Origin of the sequence: Sphingomonas sp. Leaf5, assembly GCF_001421155.1 — a bacterium.
Taxonomy (GTDB): Bacteria; Pseudomonadota; Alphaproteobacteria; order Sphingomonadales; family Sphingomonadaceae; genus Sphingomonas.
The window spans coordinates 51,823-69,936 of the sequence record NZ_LMJZ01000012.1 but is presented as its reverse complement, the minus strand read 5'-3'; the positions used below and the strand labels follow the sequence as shown (position 1 = coordinate 69,936).

Sequence of the window (18,114 nt, the reverse complement as noted above, 5' to 3'; positions counted from 1 at the left end):
CTGCGTGAATTCGTAAAGTGAGGGATCAGGCGATCTTGCGGACGGTGTCGGCCGCGACCTGCGACCCGTTCGACAGCGTCAACGTCGGCTTGCCGCCGTTCGGCATGACCGAGGACACGCCCGTCCAGGCGAGGTTGCGTGCCTTGACCACGACGCCGCTCTTGTCGGATGCGGCGACCGAGATGGTGTAGGGGCCAGCACCGGCGGGAAGGCCCTGGTCGGTGGTGCCGTCCCACTGGTAATCGACCATGCCCTTGGGCTGCGGACCCATCGACACGGTGCGGGCGACCACGCCGCTGGCGTCGCGGATTTCGAGCTGGACCTTGGCGGCATCGGCATCGAGTTCGACCGCGCCGTTGACGTTGCCGCTATTGTCGGCGGTCGCGGTCGGGCTGTCAGTCAACACCGCCTTGCCGATCCACGACACCGCGTCGCTGGTGCCGTTGCCGCCCATCTTCGCCGCCAGCGTCTTCAACGTCGACGTCATCTCCGTGATGCCCGACAGCGACGAAAACTGCGCCATCTGCGCGACCATCTGGCCGTTGTCGGTGGGGTTGAAGGGATCCTGATATTGAAGCTGCGCGGTCATCAGGCGGAGGAAATCGTCCTGGCCCAGCGAACGCTGACCCAGTTTGGACTTTGCCGCCGCCTGTTTCGCGGCATCGAGTTGCGGAATATTCTGGACCGAGGTGGTGGCCATGATCAGCGTCCCAGACGGAGGGTTTCGGTGATGAGCGACTTGGCGGTCGACATCACTTCGACGTTGTTCTGATAGGTGCGGGCGGCGTCGAGCATGTCGACCAGCTCGCGCGGTTCGTCGACGGCCGCTTCCCAGACATTGCCTTCGGGATCGGCCAGCGGGTTGCTCGGGTCGTAGCGTTTGGCCGGGGTCTCGCCCGCCTGCACGATCTGCCGGGCATCGACGGTGGCGAGGCCGCTGGCGGCGTCGAAGCTGGTGCGGAACACCGGCTTCATCGTGCGATAGGCGGTCGCCTCGGTCGTCGCGACCGCGCCGGCATTGGCGAGGTTCGACGCGGTGGTGTTCATCCGCACGAGCTGCGCGGACATGGCGCGGCCCGATACCTCGAAGATACTCATCGGAGCAGCCATCGCTTATTCCCCCTTCAGCGCGCGGGTGATGGTGGAGATGCGGCCGTTCAGGAACGCGAGCGTCGTCTGATACGCCACAGCGTTTTCCGCGAACGCGGTCTGTTCGGTCGCCAGTTCGACGGTGTTGCCGTCCATCGAGGGCTGGAGCGGCAGGCGGTACAGCGTGTTGCGGTCGATCGCGCCGTCGACATTGCCGCCGCGTTCCGCCCCGGCCAGCGCCGCGCGGAAATCGACGTCCTTCGCCTTGAATCCGGGCGTGGATGCGTTGGCGATGTTCGACGCCAGCATCCCCATGCGCTGCGCACGCACTTCCAGCGCGGCACCATGTATCCCGAACAGAGCGTTGTCGGCCATCGGCCCAAAGTCCCCAAGCGGCGCGCCGGATGCGCGTCCCCCCGGATCACAGCAAAGCGCGTGCCAGTTTCGCGCATCCCCGTGCCGCGACAGGAACCGGCGCGACCTTAACCATGATTGCGGCAACCGCCCGCCGCGCCCCGGCAAGCCATTGCCGGGCGCAAACTGGCATTGCCCTTGCAGTATGGCGGGCATGAACCTGACGCTGCTCGCCCCCTATGCCGATCCGATGGCCGCCCTGTTCGTGATCGGCGGCACCATCCTGACGATCGCGATCCGCACGCCGTTCGCCGATGTGGGCCGCGCCCTGCGCGCGCTCGCCACGCTGCCCCGCCGCTCGTTCACCGCCGATGCCGGCATCGAACAGATCGCCGCACTGGCGCGGATCGCGCGGCGGCACGGCGTACTGACGCTCGACCGTTCGCAGATCGCCGATCCCGATATCGCCGAAGCGATCGCCGCGATCGTCGATGGCGCGGGGCCGGATGCGGTCGGCGAGACGCTGAGCCATCGCAACGCCGCGCGTGCCGAACGCCACCTCGCCGCCGCCGATATGTGGGCGGCGGTCGCCGAACTGGCACCGGCGCTGGGCATGATCGGCACGCTGGTCGGGCTGGTGCAGATGTTCATGGCGATGACCGATCCGACCGCGATCGGCAAGGCGATGGCGGTCGCGCTGCTGTCGACGCTGTACGGCGCGATCGTCGCCACGCTGATCGGGATGCCGATCGCCGGACGGCTGCGGCGGATGGCGCGGATCGAGGCGTTCGAACGCAGCCGGTTCGAAGGACCGCTGGTCGCGCTGGCCCGGCGCGAACGTCCGCATTTCCGAGAGGCCGCAGAATGAAGATGTCGCAGTTCGATGTCGCCCCCGGCCGGCCGCTATGGCTGACCACGCTGGCCGATTTGTCGCTGTTGCTGGTCGGGTTCTTCGTGTTCCTGCAGGCGGCACAGATGGTCGACCGGAAGGCGCTGACCGCCGGTATCCGTGCCGGGTTCGATGCCGACGCCGCGCCGATGACGCTCGATCGCGGGATCGTCGACGGCTTTGCCACGGGATCGTCCGCCATGCCGGCCAGCTATGCCCGGACGGTGGAGTTCGTCCGGACCGCTGCCGCCGACCCGCGGGTCATGGTGACGCTGACCGGCGGCACCGCTGGCGATGTCGACCCGTTGACCGGCAGCGCCGCGATCCTTGCCAACGACCGCGCCCGCACCGTCGCGACCGCATTGGTCGCCGATGGTGCGGTACAGCCCGACCAGCTCGCCTTTGCCCCGCCCGCCACCGGCACGCGCGGCGTCCAGATCGATTTGGGCTTTGCCGGCGACCGGCAAGCCGTTGCCGACCGGCAGGCGCCGGTTGCCGCCCCCGCTAATGGAGCCGACCGATGATCCGCCCGATCCTGACCATCGCATTGCTGACCGCCGCCCCCGTCGTCGCGGCACAGAGTTTCCAGTCGACCGCGCAGCTCGACGAAGCGATCGTGCAGTTCACCGGTGCCAGCATCGGCATGGATGGCGGCGCGCAGATGCGGGTCGATTCCCGGCTGAAGCTGGCGAAATGCGCGATGCCGCAATTCAGCTGGCTGTCGGAACGGCAGGATGCGGTGGTCGTCAACTGCATGGCACCGGCATGGAAGGTCTATGTCCCGGTCCGCCGTCTGGCCCGCGCCCTTCCCGAACGCCCCGCGCCGGCCGTCGCCGTCGCCGCACCAGCCAAGCCCGAACCGGTGATCCGCCGTGGCGACCCGATCATGGTCGAAGCCGGGTCCGAGGGCTTTTCGATCACCCGCGACGGCGTGGCGATGGGCGATGCACCGGTCGGTGGCCGGTTGATGGTGAAGGTCGATCCCGCAAAGCCGCCGATCCAGGCGATCGCGATGGAATCGGGCCGTGCCGCCCTGCCCGGTTTCGATCGCTGACACGGCAAAATCGACAAAAAATCGATCCGCAGTAATTTTTGCTAAAGAAGTTCGCGATGGCGTCGTTTCTCCTCATGTCAGCAGTTCGTGAAGGACGGGGACATGGTAGATTCAGTCGGTTCAAGGCCGGTATCGTCGATCGGGCAGCGTGCCATCGCACGCCCCGAAGGGCAGACACGCGCCGCAGCGACGCCGGCGCCGGACAGCGCGGTGGCGAAGACCGGCGTGGCGATCCTGTCGGGGGGCACGACGGCGGCCGCCATGTCGGCATCGGCACCGGTCGATACCGACCGGGTCGCGACGATCCGCAAGGCGATCGCCGACGGCCGTTTCCCTCTGTCGCCCGCCACCATCGCCGACCGGCTCATCGCCCTGAAACTCGATTGGAACAGCAATGAACCGGCGTGATGCGCTGATCCAGATCATCGACAGCCTGCATGCGGAAATCGCCGCATTGCAGGCGAACGATGTCACCGCGCTGGAAACCGCGACCGCGATGAAGCTGCAAGGGATCGAGGCGGTCGCCGCCAACAACGACGTGCCGCTCGACGCCGAGCTGGAAACGCTGGCGCGCGAGGCGCAGCGGCTGAACGAGACCGCGCGCATCTACGTCAATCTGATGACCGCCAATGTCCGGCGGCGCATCGACCAGCTGACCGGCGGCGGATTGCCGGCCTACCGGCCAGGCATTGCCGGCACGCCGCAGCGGATGGCGGCGGCGGCGTATCGGTAAGCATTGAACCCCTTTGCCGGGCACGTCATCCCAGCGAAGGCCGGGGTCTCATGCGGCTCTTGCAGGGTGCGATAACCGGGAGATCCCAGCCTGCGCTGGGATGACGGTTTGCGGCGGGGCGGATGGCGCACGCTTCGGGGCACGGACACGAACATTCCGAAACTGGCACGCCGCTTGCTGAGTGGCTCCCTGAACAGGGGAAGCGAAGCACAGCCCGATGAATGTCGTTCCGGTAGAAGCCAGATCAAACGTCCATGCAGCGATCGCGACGGCGAGCGCGCGGACGGGCATCGATTTCAATTTCCTGTTGGGTCAGGCGCAGGTCGAAAGCGGCCTGCACACCAACGCGCGCGCCGCGACCTCGTCGGCGACCGGACTGTACCAGTTCGTCGAACAGAGCTGGCTGGGCGTGGTCAAGGCGCATGGTGCCGAGCACGGCATGCAATGGGCGTCGGACAGCATCCGCCAGGGCAGCAACGGCCGTTACTATGTCGCCGACCCCGCCACCCGTCAGGCGATCCTGCAATTGCGCAAGGACCCGCAGGCATCGTCGCTGATGGCGGCCGAACATGCCGCCGACAACAAATCCGCACTGGAAGGCGCGCTGGGCCGCAACGCGACCGGCACCGACCTGTATATGGCGCATTTCCTGGGCCTGGGCGGCGCGCGCCAGTTCCTGACGTCGATGCAGGCCAATCCCGACCGGTCGGCAGCGGCGATGTTCCCCGCCGCCGCCCGCGCCAACCGCTCGATCTTCTTTGCGCCCGGCGGCCAGCCGCGCTCGCTCGGCGACATCTACGAACGGATGGGCGCGAAGCTCGACCGCGGGGCGAAGACCGGCGGCGGCAGCGGCGTCGAGGATGGCGGCTTTCCGGTCAACCGGATGCAGCAGCCCGCCGTCCTGCTCAACGGCTTTAGCGGCGACGTCATCATGGGCAACGAGGCGCAGGGCGGCGACGAGGCATGGCTGGCGACGACCATCGCCAATCTGAACGTCGTGCGCAGCAAAGGCACCAACCCGGCGGCGGTGCCGCAGATGGCCTCGCTCTATCGCCCGACGCCTGAATCGGCGCGGCTGGCCTATTCGATCCTCGCCAATCTGGGAGCGGCATGATGCAGGCGATCCTGAGCGATCCGAAAAGCATCCTGCCCGCGCTGCGCCAGTCGGCGTTGCCCGGCGCGATCCTGTTGCTCGTCCTGCTGATGGTCGTGCCGATCCCGGCGTTCATGCTCGACATCTTCTTCGTCATGAACATCATGATCTCGATCGCGGTGCTCATGGTCGCGCTCAATGCGCAGAAGCCGCTCGACTTCTCCGCCTTTCCGACGGTGCTGCTGTTCGCGACGCTGTTCCGCCTCGGCCTCAACGTCGCATCGACGCGCGTCGTGCTGGTCCACGGCCATGAGGGCGAAGCGGCGGCGGGCCATGTCATCGAGGCGTTCGGCAGCTTCCTGATCGGCGGCGACTATGTCGTCGGTCTTTTCGTCTTTTCGATCCTGATCATCATCAACATGATCGTGGTGACCAAGGGCGCGGGTCGCGTGTCCGAAGTGTCGGCGCGCTTCACCCTCGACGCCCTGCCCGGCAAGCAGATGGCGATCGACGCCGACCTGAACGCTGGCCTCATCAGCCCCGACGAAGCGCGGACCAAGCGCATCGAGACCGGGGCCGAAGCCGATTTCTACGGCGCGATGGACGGTTCGTCGAAGTTCGTGAAGGGCGACGCGGTCGCCGGCCTGCTGATCCTCGCCATCAACATCGTCGGCGGCCTGATCCTCGGCGTCGTCAGCCACCAGATGGCGGTCGGACAGGCGGCGCAGACCTATATCCTGCTGGCGATCGGCGACGCGCTGGTCGCGCAGGTGCCGTCGCTGCTGCTGTCGATCGCCGCCGCCGCCATCGTCACCCGCGTCACCTCGACCTCGTCGCAGGATCTGGCCGGGCAGATCGGATCGCAGTTCGCGTCGCACCGCACCTGGGCCCCGGTCGCCGGCATTCTCGGCCTGCTGGCGATGCTGCCGGGGATGCCGTTCCTCGTGCTGGCCCCGGCCGCCGGCATTGCGGGCTTCGCATCGTGGAAGCTGGCCAAGCAGAAGAACGCGCCGCCCCCCGCCCCGCCGGTCGAGGCGCTGCCCGAACCGGCCGACCTGTCGAAGATCGGCTGGGATGAGGTCAACGACAATTGCCACATCATGCTCGACATCGGCTACGGCCTCGTGCCGCTGGTCGACGAGCGCAAGGGCGCGCCGCTGATGAGCCGGATCACCGGGGTCCGCCGCCAGCTGTCCAAGGATCTGGGCTTCGTCGTGCCGCAGGTGAAGGTGCGCGACGACATCAACCTCGCCCCCTATACCTATCGCATCTCGATCGGCGGCGTGGTCGTCGGCGAGGATATGGCCTCGGCGACCGAGATGCTGGCGCTCGACACCGGACAGGCGGTCGGCGGATTCCTGGAGGGCAAGACCGCCAAGGACCCGACCTTCGGCCTCGACGCGATCTGGATCCAGCCGGGCGATGCCGATGCCGCGACCGGTGCCGGCTATCTGGTGGTCGATGCCGGGACGGTCGTCGCCACCCATCTGAACCATGTGCTGACCGTCAACGCGACCGAGCTGCTGGGTCCGGACGAGGTGCAGTCGCTGCTCGATGGCCTAAAGGACCGTGCCGCGAGCCTGGTGGCGGCGCTGTGCCCGCAGCCGCTGACGCTGACCACGCTGACGCAGGTGCTGCGCGCGCTGCTGGCCGAGAATATCCCGCTGAAGGAATTCCGCCGCATCGCCGCCGCCATCGCCGTCGTCGCGCAGCGCACGCAGGATGCCGAGGAAATCGTCGAGCTCATCCGGCCGGAGCTGGGCGCGCTCATCATCCAGAAGCTGTGCGGCGTGCGCGAGCCGCTCCGCGTCATGACGCTCGAAGGACAGCTGGAGGCGCTGCTGGGTCAGGCGATGCGCGGCGATCCGTCGCGGCGCAACGCGATCGAGCCCGATCTGGGCCGGCGGATCATCGACGCGCTGACCCATGCCGCGCAGCCGTTGATGGCGGAGGCCAAGCCGTTCGCGCTGGTCGTGCAGCCGTCGATCCGCGTCGCCGTCCGCAAGCTGGTCAAGTCGTGCCTGCCCGACACCCCGGTCATGAGCTTCTTCGAAGTTCCCGAAGACAAGGCAGTCGAAGTCGTCGCCGTCATCGGCGCACCGGAGGCCATTCCCGCATGAACGCGCCCTTCTTTCCGCAACCCGAGCTGAACGCCGCGACCTATACGCGGCGGACCCGGCCCAACGACGCCGATGCGCTGGTGCGGCGGCACCTGCCGCTGGTCCGGCGGATCGCGTGGCATGTCCATGGCCATATGAGCACGATGGTCGATGTCGAGGATCTAGTGCAGATCGGTCTGGTCGCCCTGGTCGAGGCGGTGCCGATGTTCGAGGATCGCGGTGCGGTCACGTTCGAACAATATCTCGCCACGCGGCTGCGCGGGGCGATGATCGACGAGCTGCGGCGACAGGCGACGATCAGCCGCGGGGCGATGAAGCGGCGGCGCGACTATGCGAAGGCGGTGTCGGCGCTGACGCAGGAACTGGGCCGCGCGCCGGTGCCCGCCGAGATCGCGGAACGGCTGGACGTGCCGCTCGGCAAGCTCAGGACCGACTATGCCGACGTCCAGTCGGTGCAGTTCGATTCGATCGACGACGTCTATACCGACGAAGCGCCATGGTTCATGGACGACGGCCCCGACGCGTTCGAGGCGCTGGCCGAGGGCGAATTGCGCGAGGCGCTGATCGCCGCGATCACCGCACTGCCCGAACGCGAGGCGCAGGTAATCCAGCTTTATTATGTCGAGGAACTGAACCTCGAGGAGATCGGGCAGGTGCTGGGCGTCGGCGCGGCGCGCATCTGCCAGATCAAGAAGTCGGCGCATGAGAAGCTGAAAAAGGCGTTGGCGCGGGCGGCGGGATAGGCGGTTGGGATCGCTGGGGTTTTGACGGGGTCGGGCGTGGGTTCGGCCCCGTTTTCGTGTCCAAAGGTCACGAAGGTCACACTTGCCGCGTTTTTGGCGCTGTTGCGATTCTGTTGCAACTGATGCCCGGTATTGCGGGCTCTTGCTGGTTGCGACGTTGAGAAAAGCGGGACCCAGGATCAGTCGGGACCTTTGCGAAACTGCTTTGACCGTACCCCGGCGAAGGCCGGGGCCCAGTTGGGGGACGTTCGTACCGTACGGAAAAACCTTCCCGACTGGACCCCGGCCTTCGCCGGGGTACGGCTCGGTTTGGTTTGGCACACGACTCTCGCAGAGGTTTCGATCCAGTTCGGGGTTATGGTGGCGGGGTAGCGGGCGTTGTGCCGCGATCGATCGTGTGGATTCGATCCTGCCCCAGTTGGCGGGTTGTAGGAAAGCTGCGATTGCTACGCGGCACGGCCGTTCGGTTCGCGGACCGGTCGATGCTCGGCATGTTGCCTCCGGCCAGATCGGAGCCTTTGCGAACGTCGCTCGACCAGCGACCTTTCGCCGGACCCCCGCGTAGGCGGGGGTCCAGGGTCAAAAGCGCAAGCCGTTGTTTTGCTTGGCTCTGGCCCCCCGCCTGCGCGGGGGTACGGCCCGGGATTTTCGGTGAGGAGCGACCCGTTCCGGATGCGCCGGGCGACCGGGGCCGCGCGCACCCGGCATTCGAGTGGTTCGATGCCATGGCAGGCTCGCCTGCGGCCACCCCCCCTCCACCATCCTGCGGATGGTCCCCCTCCCCGCGAGCGGGGAGGATTTGGGGTGTGCGCTATATATAGAGTCCGGGCGGGTGTGCCGGACGCCGAAAACCCCCGGTGACGTTTCCGTCGCCGGGGGCCGGTCCCGTTACCGGGAGGACCGCTGCCGCCGCCTTCATGCAAGGGGGAACGGCGGCAGCGGAGCCGGGCTTAGCCGAGCAGTTTCAGCACGCCCTGCTGCGACTGGTTGGCCTGTGCCAGCATCGCGGTCGATGCCTGGCCAAGGATCTGCGCCTTGGCGAGCGCGGTCGATTCCGACGAGAAGTCGGTGTCTTCGATGCGGCTGCGCGCTTCCTGCAGGTTCGACGAGGTGGTGGTCAGGTTGTTGACGGTGACCTGCAGACGGTTCTGCACGGCACCCAGATCGCCACGGATCGACGAAACCTTGTCGAGCGCCTTGTCGATCGCGGTCATCGCCACCGAGGCATTCGCCTGGCTGGTGACGTTCAGCGCACCGCCGATCATGTCCTTGGCACCGCCCTGTGCGGCAAGACCGACCTTGCCGAGCGAAGCGGTCGAACCTTCGACGCGGATTTCGGCACCGGTGTCGGATTTCAATTCAACCCGGCCACGAAGAACCATATTGGCAGCAACCGCGACGTTCGTGCCATCATCACCCTTTACGGCGAGCACGGCGGTAGGCGAAGCACCCGCGGCATCTTCCGCCAGTTTGATGTCGTTGCCGGTCGAAGACGTCAGGATCAGATTGCCGGTTGCGTCGCTCGATGCGACCAAGCCGCTGATACCTGCGTCATTGATATTCTTCACGACGTCGGACATCGACATTCCGGTCGTGCCGTCCGTATCGGCGAAGCTAACCTGTGCACCGTTGATGAACAAATCCTGCGCCGCAACGATTTTCGTCGCGTCGAGCGTAACGATCGCCTTGGTGGTGGCAACGGCGGTCACGCCACTCTGGCCGTTGACTGCGTTGATAGCGGCGGCCTTCGATGCTGCGGAAGCATCGTTCGAACTGCCGACAGCGACACCGTTCAACTTCAGGCTGTCCGTGCCATCCAAAGCTGTGGCACCCGCGGTCGAGCCCTTGATGGTGTTGTTCCCGGTCGTTTCGTTCAAACCAATCGCGGCAAGGTCCGTCGAGTCGCCCGAAGTGCCCCGCTTGATATCGATCGACTGGCCGTTCGAGCTGCTGAGCGCGACGAAACCACCATAGGTACCGGCGGTGAAACCCGCCTTGCCCGCATCGGCACCGGCGATGACGATGGTCTTGCCGGTGTCGTTCGACAGGACGATCTTGCCCTCGTTATCGAGCTGCGCGCTGACACCGCCCACGTCGCGGTTGATCTTTTCGACCAGTTCCTGACCGCTCGCGCCGGTCACGTTCACGGCAGTGCCGCCGCCGACCGCGATCGAGAAGCCGGTCGCACTGGTCACGCCGCCCGAAGCGATCGGGCCGCCCGACAGCGTATTGTATGCAGCTGCCGATACGCCGGTCTGACCGGTGTTGGTGTTGATCGCGGCAGCCGTGGTTTCGGCCGTACCCGCCGTCAGGGCGGCGCTGAATGCGTTCTTCCCGTTGATCTGGATATCGGCGGCACCGATCGTCGCGGCGCTGATGCGGCCGGTGGTTGCCTGACCCTCGACGCGGTAGCCGTTCAGGCCGAGCGCGGTTGCCGAGGTGTTGGCAAGCGACAGCGCGGTCGTCTGCCCTGCCTGTGCACCGGTCTGGAGCGTCACGCCCTTTACCGAGCCGTCGAGCAGGTTGATGCCGTTGAAGTTGGTCTTGGTCGAGATGTCGTTGATCTGCGCGGTCAGCTGGCCGACTTCCGACTGGAGCGCCTTGCGTTCCGACGAACCGAGCGATCCGTTGGCGGCCTGGCCGGCGAGTTCCTTCATACGCTGCAGCATGTTGGTGACTTCGCCCAGCGCGCCTTCGGCGGTCTGCGCCATCGAGATGCCGTCGTTGGCGTTGCGGGCGGCGACCGCCATCGTCTTGATCTGGCTGGTCATGCGGGTGGCGATGGCGAGGCCGGCGGCGTCGTCCTTGGCCGAGTTGATGCGCTTGCCGGTCGACAGGCGCTCCATCGACATCTTCAGCGAGTCGTTGGCGGCGGACGAGGCGTTGGCGGCGCGAAGCGATCCGATGTTGGATCCGATAACGGTCATGGTATTTCCTCCGGTCTGACGTCCAGCGCCCCGTGGCCCCCCCTGATGAAGCGTGCGGGAACGAAGCTGCTGCCCGGAGAAACGGCAACCGTCGGCCGGGTTTAAGCGAAAAAATCGGCCCCTCGCGCGCGCGGGGGAGCGCACGCGGCATACAGAGCCGAATCAGGCAGGATTTTACCGGGTGTTAACCAGCGCGGCGGCAAAGAGGTGCCGTCCAGGGGAATCACCACCGATGCGCTCGATCTATCCATCCGCTGCCGTCCTCGCCTCGAAGTTCACGCTCGTATCCTCGCTGCGCGCGCAAGGGTTCGTGCTGGCCAATGCCGGGCAGAAGCCGGGCCCGGCCGATGCGTTCCTGATCATGGAGGGCGAGGTGCCGCCGATCGCGTCGCGCACGCTGGTGCTGGCCGAAGGGCCGGTCGCCGCGACGCCGTTCGCCGACGGCCGCCCGGCACGCCTGTGCTACACCCATGCCGACACCGAACTCGCCCATGCCTTTGCCGCGGCGCTGTTGTGCGGCCGGCACGAGGCGGTCGCCGCCGATCCCGAGAGCCTGGCGTTGCAGGCGCTGGCCCGCCGCGTCGCCGCCGCCGACATCACCGTGCTGGTGGGCGGCCCGACCGGCACCGGCAAGGAAGTGCTGGCGCGGACCATCCATGCCGGCAGCAGCCGCGCCGCCGGCCCGTTCATCGCGATCAACTGCGCCGCGCTCCCCGAAACCATGCTCGAAGCGATGCTGTTCGGCCATGTGAAGGGCGCGTTCACCGGCGCGGGCGCGGCAGGCGAAGGGTTCTTCCGCGCGGCGCATGGCGGCACGCTGCTGCTCGACGAGATCGCCGAGATGCCGCTGCCGTTGCAGGCCAAGCTGCTGCGCGTGTTGCAGGAACGCGAAGTCGTGCCGATCGGCGCGACCCATGCCGAGGCGGTCGATGTCCGCGTCGTCGCCTGCGCCAATCGCGATTTGCAGGAAGAGGTCGCCGCCGGCCGCTTCCGCGCCGATCTCTATTACCGGCTGAGCGTGTTCCCGCTGACCACCCGCGCGCTGGCCGAGCGGCCGGGCGACATCGCGGCGCTGGCGGCGGCGATGGTCGTGCGCCATGCCGCCGACCGCGCGACGCTGCCATGGATTTCGGACGCGGCGCTGGCGCTGCTGCTGCGCCACGACTGGCCGGGCAATGCTCGCGAGCTGGAGAATGTGATCCAGCGCGCGCTGCTGCTGGGCATGGGCGACCGGATCGAGGCGCACGACATCGTGTTCGACCGCGCCGGTCCCGCCGCGCAGCCACGGATCGCCGAACCGGTCGCGGCGACGCTGACCAACATCGTGCAGATCCACGAATTCGCGGCGATCCGCCGGACGCTGGAGGAATGCGGCGGCAACCGGGTCGAGACCGCACGGCGGCTGGGCATTTCGGAGCGCACGCTGCGCTACCGCCTCGCCAAGGCGCGTGAGGCCGGCGAGACGCTGGCACCGGCCCATGCCGTGGCGGCTTCGGCATGAGCGTCGGGGGTGTCGGCGGCGCAATGGGCGTCGACCGGGTGATGCAGCTTCGCGCGCAGATCCTCGAACGCAATCAGGCGCTGTCGAAGGCGAACACGCAGGTCGCGGCGGCGCAGGCCCCGGTGGCGGAACCCGCCAAGCCGGCGAGCTTCGCCGATGCGATGGGCGACGCGCTGAAGGGCGTGAACGCGCAGCAAAACAAGGCGAGCGAACTCTCGGCGATGTACGAACGCGGCGAGACCGTGGACATCGCGAAGGTGATGATGGCGCGCCAGCAGGCATCGGTCGGTTTCGAAGCGACGATGCAGGTGAGAAATAAACTTTTGTCCGCCTACAAGGACATCATGAGCATGCCGGTCTGATATGGAAAACGCTCTCGCCACCACCGGTGCAGGCGGTGTTCCCGCCCCCGCCGCCGCCGCGCGCTTCGCCAACCCGCTGACCCAGATCGGCGGATTGATGAAGAACCCCGCCGTGAAGCGCAGCATGCCGATGATCTTCATCATCGGCCTTGTGCTGTCGGCGGCGATGGCGTGGATGGCGCTGGCCACCCCGCCGCAGCGCGTGCTGTTCCCGCAATTGCCCGACAGCGACAAGCAGGCGGTGGTCGATGCGCTGTCCGCCGCGAAGATCGACAGCAGCGTCGACGATTCGGGCGGGATCACCGTCGGCGAGGACGATTATCACCGCGCCCGCATCCTGCTGGCTGGGCAGGACCTGCCCAAGGCCGCGCCGGGCGGCTATGCGATCCTCGACCAGTTGCCGATGGGCGTGTCGCGCGCCGTCGAGGGGGAGCGGCTGCGCCAGGCACGCGAGACCGAGCTGGCCAAGTCGATCGGCGAGATCGAATCGGTCGCCGATGCGCGCGTCCATCTGGCGATGCCCGAATCGTCGGTGTTCGTGCGCGACAATGCGCAGCCTTCGGCATCGGTCATCGTCCGCCTCGAACCCGGCCGGAGTCTCACGCAGGCGCAGGTCCGCTCGATCGTCAACCTCGTCGCCAGTTCGGTGCCGGGGATGAAGCCCGATCAGGTGACGATCATCGACCAGATGGGCGCGCTGCTGAGCAAGCCGAGCGACGGTAGCGACAGCAGCACGCTTTCGGACGAGCGGATCGATTATCAGCGCCGGATCGAGGACAAGTATCGCGCGCAGCTCAACACGCTGCTGACCCCGCTCTTGGGTGCAGGCAATTTCTCGGCCGAGATTCAGGCCGATGTCGATCTGGACGAGAGTCAGGCGACGCGCGAAAGCTATGACAAGCAGGGCGTGGTCCGTGCCGAACAGGGGACGTGGGCCGGCAACACGCCGGGCGAGACGACGCCGGGCGGCATCCCCGGCGCGCTGAGCAATACCGCGCCCGCCGCATCGACGCTGGCGACCGCGACGCCGGGGCCGTCCGGGGCCACCGTGCAGCCGGGTACCGCGCCGGGCGCACCCGCGCCGGTCAAGACCAGCGAGAATTTCAACCGCGCCTATGATCTGGGCAAGGAAGTGTCGGTGACGCGCGCCGCGCCGGGCGCGATCAAGCGGCTGTCGGTGGCGGTGCTGCTGCGCGAGGCGGAAGGCGGCAAGCCGCGCACCCCGGCCGAGATCCAGCAGATCAACGACCTGGTGAAGGCGGCGGTCGGCTTCAACCAGCAGCGGCAGGACACGGTGACGGTCATCAGCCGCAAATTCTCGCCCGATGCGGTCGCCGGCGACGTCGTGCGGCCGTGGTACGATGCCGACTGGGTGCCGATGGCGGCGCGCAACGGCACCGCACTGGTCATCGCGCTGCTGGTGCTGTTCATGGGCGTCCGCCCGATGGTCAAGGCGATCAACGAGAAGCGCAAGGCCGAGGCCGCCGCCGAAACCGCGCGGGTCGCCGCACAGGAAGCCGCCGCGCAGGCCGCGCTCGCCCCGCCCCCGGCCGAGGTCGAGCCCGAGCCGGTAAGCATGGAAATGCTGGAAGGGGCGCGCAGCTATGACGACCGGGTCGGTCTGGTCCGCGGCTTCACCCGCGACAATCCGGCGCGCGCCGCGCTGGCGGTGCGGGACATGATCCAGTCGGATGCCAAGCAGTGAACGCGCCCACCCGTATCCATAGCGGCGTCGAACGTGCCGCCGTCCTGATGATGCTGGTCGGCGAGGAGGAAGCCGCCGCGATCCTGCAGAAGCTGGACCCCGAAGAGGTGCAGCAGCTGGGCAAGGCGATGTTCACCGTCGCCGATGTCAGCGAGGACGAAGTGACCGTCGTGCTCGACGATTTCGTCGAGAAGGCACGCGAGCGCACGACCGTGGGCTTCGATCCGCGCCCGCACATCGAAACGGTGATGAACCGCGCGCTGGGGGCCGACAAGGCCGAGAGCGTGCTGGCCAAGATCACCCCGATCGAGACCGCGTGCCAGATCGAACTGCTCGACTGGATGGATGCCAGCGAGATCGTCAGCCTCATCAAGGACGAACATCCGCAGATCGCCGCCGTGCTGCTCGCCAATCTCGACCCCGCCATCGCCGCGCAGGTGCTGGAGGGGCTGCCCGAGGCGGCGCAGCCGCAGATCCTGCACCGCATCGCCAAGCTGGGTCCGATCACACCCGAAGCGATCGAGACGCTGAAGTCGATGCTGTCGCGTCGGTCGACCGGCCGGTCGAGCGGGAGCGGCGTGCAGCTGGGCGGTGCCAAGGATGCCGCGCGCATCCTGTCGTCGGGACGCAAGGCGACCGAGAACCGGGTCATGCCGAAACTGGCCAAGATCGACCGCGACATCGCCCGCGCGATCGAGGACCAGCTGTTCGTCTTCGACAACCTGCTGGAGATGGACGACAAGAATCTGGGCGTGCTGATCCGCAACGTCGACAGCGACCTGCTGGTACGCGCGCTGAAGGGCGTCGACGAAGCCGGCCGCAACCGGTTCCTGGGTTGCATGTCGGCCCGCGCCGCCGACGGCATCCGCGACGAGATCGAGGCACGCGGACCGATGAAGCTGGCCGAGGTGCTCGACGCGCAGAAGGGCGTCATCACCGTCGCTCGACAGTTGGCCAAGGACGGCACGATCATGATGGGCGGCGGCGACGACGATTATGTTTGAGAGCGCCGCCCCCCGCGCCACCGGCGGCTTCGTCGCGGGCTTTGCCAGCCGCCACGTCGCCGCCGCCGACATCCTCGCCCGCGCCTTCGGTGCGCCCGATCCGTTCGCCGAAACCGGCGTCGTGCCGGTCCGCCCGGCGGATTTTGGCGCAGCGGCGGCGAGCGCGACGGCATCGGGGCAGGCCCCCGGACCGACGACGGGCGGCCCCCGGCATTTCCGCCCGGCCGATCCCGACAACAATCCGACCGAGGGCTGGGACCCGTTCGACGCCAATGCCGGCGATGTCGCGGCCACCACGCTGGACCCGGTCGTCGAGGCGCATGCCGCCGGCTATGCCGAGGGACTGGCCGCCGCCGCCGCCGCCAGCCAGTCCGAACACGCCCGCGACCACGCGTTGCTGGCGCGACTGACCGAGGCGCTGGGCACCGCCACCCATATCGACCGCGAGGCGATGGCCGACCGGCTGCGCCAGACGGTGCTGACGCTGGTCCGCCAGATCGTCGGCGAGGTCGGCGTGTCGGCCAACCGGCTGGCCGAGCGCATCGACGCCGCCGCCGAACTGCTGGCCGACAGCGCCGAATCGGCGATCCTGCGCATGCACGAAGCCGATATCCCGCTGGTCGACGGCAAGCTGGCCAAGGCGGTGTTCCCGGTCGCTGATCCGGCGGTCGAACGGGGCGGCTTCGTCCTCGAAACCGCGTCGACCGTGGTCGAGGACGGCCCGTCGCTGTGGCTGGAGCAGCTGGGTGCCGCCATCGAAACCGTACCGGTGCCCGTATCATGCTGAACCGATTTGCCGGCGACTATCTGGGCGCGCTCGCCCCGACCGATTTCCGTCCGCGCGCGCGCGTCGCCGGACGGCTCGCCTCCTATGACGGGCTGTTGATGGAAGCGGTAGGGCTGTCGCTGCCGGTCGGCACCGTGTGTCAGGTCGGTACCGGCGATGGCGGCCATGTCGAGGCGGAGGCGATCGGGTTTCGCAACGGCCGGACGTTGATGATGAATTTGGGCGGTCCCGCCCCGCTCCTTCCCGGTGCGCTGGTCCGGCCGGGTGACAAGCCGGGCGAGGCCGAGGTCGGCGAGGCGATGCTGGGCCGGGTGGTCGATGGCGCGGGCAAGCCGATCGACGGCAAGGGGCCGATCCGGGGTGCCGGCCGCTGGCCGCTGGCCGGGCGTATCCAGTCGCCGCTCGACCGGGGCCGCGTGCTCGAACCGATGGATGTCGGCGTGCGCGCGATCAACGGGTTGCTGACGATCGGTCAGGGCCAGCGCGTCGGGATCATGGCGGGATCGGGCGTCGGCAAGTCGGTGCTGCTGGGCATGATGGTCCGCGCCGCGAAGGCTGATGTGATCGTCGTCGGCCTGATCGGCGAGCGCAGCCGCGAAGTGTCCGACTTCCTCGAAACCAAGCTGAAGGGCGATGCCCGCGCGCGATCGGTCGTGGTCGCGGTGCCGGCCAATCATTCGCCGGTGCTGCGCATCCGCGGCGCGCTGCGGGCGACCGCGATCGCCGAAGCGTTTCGCGAACAGGGCAAGAAGGTCCTGCTCATCATCGATTCGCTGACCCGCGTCGCCCATGCGGGCCGCGAGATCGGGCTGGCGCTGGGCGAGCCGGCTTCCGCGCGCGGCTATCCGCCTTCCGCCATCGCGATGCTGCCGGGGTTGATCGAGCGGGCGGGTACCTGTGTCCGTACCGGCGGGTCGATCACCGCCATCTATACCGTGCTGGCCGATGGCGACGACAACAGCGATCCGGTGGTCGATTCGGCGCGATCGATCCTCGACGGGCATATCGTGCTGAGCCGGCAACTGGCCGAGCGCGGCGTGTATCCAGCGATCGATCTGGGTCCGTCGGTCAGCCGCGTGATGACCGATATCGCCGACCGGCCGCATCTGGCCGCCGCGCGGGTGCTGCGCCGCCATCTGGCGACGTATGAGGAAAATCGCGATCTGGTGCTGATGGGGGCCTATCGCCCCGGCACCGACGCGGCGATCGACGGCGCGCTGGCAGCGCATCCGGCGGTGATGGAATATGTGAAGCAGGATTCGGACGAGATCGTCTCGCTCGACGATGCGGTCGCCGAGCTGGTGGGTATCTTCGGTGACGGATAAGGCCAAGCGCCTGTCGCGCGTGCTGCGCGTACGGACCATGCAGTTGAACCTGACCCAGGCGGAGGAAGCACGCGCCGCCGCGCGCGTCGCCGACGAGATTGCCCTTCGCGAACGCATCCACAAGCTGGCCGAGGCGGTGTCGCCGGTACCCACCCCCAGCGCGACCGCCGCCGGATTGGGGGCCGCCGCGCATTATCGCGAACGGCTGCACGCCACTGCACAGGTCGTCGACCGGCGGGTGGTGCAGGCCGATGAAGGGCTGGAGCGCGCCCGATCGGCGACGATGACCGCCAAGCGCGACCAGAGCGCGGTCGAAAAGCTGCTCGAACGCGCCCATGCCGCCCGCGCTCTGCGCGAACTCCGCGCGCTGGAAAATGCGCCGCCGGTGCGCCGACCCAATCGGCACGATCCTTGCTGATCGACCGGTC

At 67.8% G+C, this 18,114-nt stretch carries 18 protein-coding genes and 2 pseudogenes; 15 read left to right on the top strand and 5 right to left on the bottom strand.

Going from position 1 to position 18,114, the window contains the following annotated elements; translation table 11 throughout:
- Nucleotides 1–25: 25 nt before the first annotated feature.
- Genes ASE50_RS09400 through flgB form a run of 3 tightly spaced genes read right to left on the bottom strand, consistent with a single transcriptional unit; the run spans nucleotide 26 to nucleotide 1,464 of the window.
- Nucleotides 26–700, bottom strand: a complete 675-nt coding sequence (locus ASE50_RS09400; RefSeq protein ID WP_056399055.1) for a flagellar hook assembly protein FlgD — start codon at nucleotides 698–700, stop codon at nucleotides 26–28.
- 2 nt (nucleotides 701–702) lie between these two features.
- Nucleotides 703–1,110 carry a flagellar basal body rod protein FlgC gene (flgC, locus tag ASE50_RS09395; protein ID WP_056399052.1) on the bottom strand — a complete coding sequence of 136 codons (408 nt, stop codon included), beginning with the start codon at nucleotides 1,108–1,110 and terminating at the stop codon, nucleotides 703–705.
- 3 nt (nucleotides 1,111–1,113) lie between these two features.
- A complete protein-coding gene (flgB, locus tag ASE50_RS09390) occupies nucleotides 1,114–1,464 on the bottom strand; it encodes a flagellar basal body rod protein FlgB (protein WP_056002797.1) in 351 nt (116 codons plus the stop codon).
- 193 nt (nucleotides 1,465–1,657) lie between these two features.
- On the opposite strand from flgB, the gene ASE50_RS09385 reads away from it, so the two are divergent.
- From ASE50_RS09385 to fliA, 8 genes are all read left to right on the top strand, one after another.
- The gene (locus tag ASE50_RS09385) at nucleotides 1,658–2,311 is read left to right on the top strand and encodes a motility protein A (RefSeq protein WP_056399541.1); all 654 of its coding nucleotides are present in this window, start codon (nucleotides 1,658–1,660) and stop codon (nucleotides 2,309–2,311) included.
- Nucleotides 2,308–2,856 (top strand): hypothetical protein, encoded by a 549-nt coding sequence (locus ASE50_RS09380; RefSeq protein WP_056399049.1) that lies wholly within the window; start codon nucleotides 2,308–2,310, stop codon nucleotides 2,854–2,856. Before ASE50_RS09385 ends, ASE50_RS09380 begins: the two co-directional genes overlap by 4 nt.
- Nucleotides 2,853–3,386, top strand: coding sequence for a flagella basal body P-ring formation protein FlgA (locus ASE50_RS09375; protein WP_056399047.1), 534 nt, complete (start codon nucleotides 2,853–2,855; stop codon nucleotides 3,384–3,386). Before ASE50_RS09380 ends, ASE50_RS09375 begins: the two co-directional genes overlap by 4 nt.
- Nucleotides 3,387–3,488: 102 nt before the next feature.
- Entirely contained in the window at nucleotides 3,489–3,794 is a 306-nt protein-coding gene (gene flgM / locus ASE50_RS09370) for a flagellar biosynthesis anti-sigma factor FlgM (protein WP_056502075.1), read from the top strand.
- A complete protein-coding gene (locus tag ASE50_RS09365; protein WP_056399041.1) occupies nucleotides 3,781–4,119 on the top strand; it encodes a hypothetical protein in 339 nt (112 codons plus the stop codon). Before flgM ends, ASE50_RS09365 begins: the two co-directional genes overlap by 14 nt.
- A 217-nt stretch (nucleotides 4,120–4,336) precedes the next feature.
- The gene (locus ASE50_RS09360; RefSeq protein ID WP_056399035.1) at nucleotides 4,337–5,233 is read left to right on the top strand and encodes a hypothetical protein; all 897 of its coding nucleotides are present in this window, start codon (nucleotides 4,337–4,339) and stop codon (nucleotides 5,231–5,233) included.
- The gene (gene flhA, locus ASE50_RS09355; protein ID WP_200909508.1) at nucleotides 5,233–7,332 is read left to right on the top strand and encodes a flagellar biosynthesis protein FlhA; all 2,100 of its coding nucleotides are present in this window, start codon (nucleotides 5,233–5,235) and stop codon (nucleotides 7,330–7,332) included. Before ASE50_RS09360 ends, flhA begins: the two co-directional genes overlap by 1 nt.
- Nucleotides 7,329–8,075 (top strand): RNA polymerase sigma factor FliA, encoded by a 747-nt coding sequence (gene fliA / locus ASE50_RS09350; RefSeq protein ID WP_056399032.1) that lies wholly within the window; start codon nucleotides 7,329–7,331, stop codon nucleotides 8,073–8,075. Before flhA ends, fliA begins: the two co-directional genes overlap by 4 nt.
- A 950-nt stretch (nucleotides 8,076–9,025) precedes the next feature.
- Here the strand turns inward: fliA and ASE50_RS19515 are convergent.
- Nucleotides 9,026–9,277, bottom strand: a pseudogene (locus ASE50_RS19515) (flagellin); the annotation flags it as partial.
- Between the two features lie 843 nt (nucleotides 9,278–10,120).
- Nucleotides 10,121–11,002: pseudogene (locus ASE50_RS19695) on the bottom strand (flagellin hook IN motif-containing protein); the annotation flags it as partial.
- Nucleotides 11,003–11,234: 232 nt separating this feature from the next.
- Between ASE50_RS19695 and ASE50_RS09340 the strand changes: the two are divergent.
- Genes ASE50_RS09340 through ASE50_RS09310 form a run of 7 tightly spaced genes read left to right on the top strand, consistent with a single transcriptional unit; the run spans nucleotide 11,235 to nucleotide 18,104 of the window.
- On the top strand, nucleotides 11,235–12,503 hold the full coding sequence (locus tag ASE50_RS09340) for a sigma 54-interacting transcriptional regulator (RefSeq protein WP_056002768.1): 1,269 nt from the start codon (nucleotides 11,235–11,237) through the stop codon (nucleotides 12,501–12,503).
- Complete coding sequence (gene fliE, locus ASE50_RS09335; protein WP_056399020.1) at nucleotides 12,500–12,865, top strand: flagellar hook-basal body complex protein FliE; 366 nt, start codon at nucleotides 12,500–12,502, stop codon at nucleotides 12,863–12,865. The genes ASE50_RS09340 and fliE overlap by 4 nt, the downstream gene beginning before the upstream one ends.
- Before the next feature lies 1 nt (nucleotide 12,866).
- Complete coding sequence (gene fliF, locus ASE50_RS09330; protein WP_056399018.1) at nucleotides 12,867–14,570, top strand: flagellar basal-body MS-ring/collar protein FliF; 1,704 nt, start codon at nucleotides 12,867–12,869, stop codon at nucleotides 14,568–14,570.
- Nucleotides 14,567–15,574, top strand: a complete 1,008-nt coding sequence (fliG, locus tag ASE50_RS09325) for a flagellar motor switch protein FliG (protein WP_056399017.1) — start codon at nucleotides 14,567–14,569, stop codon at nucleotides 15,572–15,574. Before fliF ends, fliG begins: the two co-directional genes overlap by 4 nt.
- Complete coding sequence (locus ASE50_RS09320) at nucleotides 15,567–16,361, top strand: FliH/SctL family protein (RefSeq protein ID WP_056399015.1); 795 nt, start codon at nucleotides 15,567–15,569, stop codon at nucleotides 16,359–16,361. Before fliG ends, ASE50_RS09320 begins: the two co-directional genes overlap by 8 nt.
- Nucleotides 16,355–17,686, top strand: a complete 1,332-nt coding sequence (locus ASE50_RS09315; protein WP_056399013.1) for a FliI/YscN family ATPase — start codon at nucleotides 16,355–16,357, stop codon at nucleotides 17,684–17,686. Before ASE50_RS09320 ends, ASE50_RS09315 begins: the two co-directional genes overlap by 7 nt.
- Entirely contained in the window at nucleotides 17,676–18,104 is a 429-nt protein-coding gene (locus ASE50_RS09310; protein ID WP_235512278.1) for a hypothetical protein, read from the top strand. Before ASE50_RS09315 ends, ASE50_RS09310 begins: the two co-directional genes overlap by 11 nt.
- Nucleotides 18,105–18,114: the final 10 nt, after the last annotated feature.

Coding starts and splice junctions, on each gene's coding strand:
- ASE50_RS09320 (WP_056399015.1), top strand. CDS start 15,567: ATGTTTGAGAGCGCCGCCCCCCGCGCCACCGGCGGCTTCGTCGCGGGC.
- ASE50_RS09385 (WP_056399541.1), top strand. CDS start 1,658: ATGAACCTGACGCTGCTCGCCCCCTATGCCGATCCGATGGCCGCCCTG.
- flgM (WP_056502075.1), top strand. CDS start 3,489: ATGGTAGATTCAGTCGGTTCAAGGCCGGTATCGTCGATCGGGCAGCGT.
- ASE50_RS09360 (WP_056399035.1), top strand. CDS start 4,337: ATGAATGTCGTTCCGGTAGAAGCCAGATCAAACGTCCATGCAGCGATC.
- flgC (WP_056399052.1), bottom strand. CDS start 1,110: ATGGCTGCTCCGATGAGTATCTTCGAGGTATCGGGCCGCGCCATGTCC.
- ASE50_RS09340 (WP_056002768.1), top strand. CDS start 11,235: ATGCGCTCGATCTATCCATCCGCTGCCGTCCTCGCCTCGAAGTTCACG.
- ASE50_RS09400 (WP_056399055.1), bottom strand. CDS start 700: ATGGCCACCACCTCGGTCCAGAATATTCCGCAACTCGATGCCGCGAAA.
- ASE50_RS09375 (WP_056399047.1), top strand. CDS start 2,853: ATGATCCGCCCGATCCTGACCATCGCATTGCTGACCGCCGCCCCCGTC.
- flhA (WP_200909508.1), top strand. CDS start 5,233: ATGCAGGCGATCCTGAGCGATCCGAAAAGCATCCTGCCCGCGCTGCGC.
- fliE (WP_056399020.1), top strand. CDS start 12,500: ATGAGCGTCGGGGGTGTCGGCGGCGCAATGGGCGTCGACCGGGTGATG.
- ASE50_RS09380 (WP_056399049.1), top strand. CDS start 2,308: ATGAAGATGTCGCAGTTCGATGTCGCCCCCGGCCGGCCGCTATGGCTG.
- ASE50_RS09315 (WP_056399013.1), top strand. CDS start 16,355: ATGCTGAACCGATTTGCCGGCGACTATCTGGGCGCGCTCGCCCCGACC.
- fliA (WP_056399032.1), top strand. CDS start 7,329: ATGAACGCGCCCTTCTTTCCGCAACCCGAGCTGAACGCCGCGACCTAT.
- flgB (WP_056002797.1), bottom strand. CDS start 1,464: ATGGCCGACAACGCTCTGTTCGGGATACATGGTGCCGCGCTGGAAGTG.
- ASE50_RS09365 (WP_056399041.1), top strand. CDS start 3,781: ATGAACCGGCGTGATGCGCTGATCCAGATCATCGACAGCCTGCATGCG.
- fliF (WP_056399018.1), top strand. CDS start 12,867: ATGGAAAACGCTCTCGCCACCACCGGTGCAGGCGGTGTTCCCGCCCCC.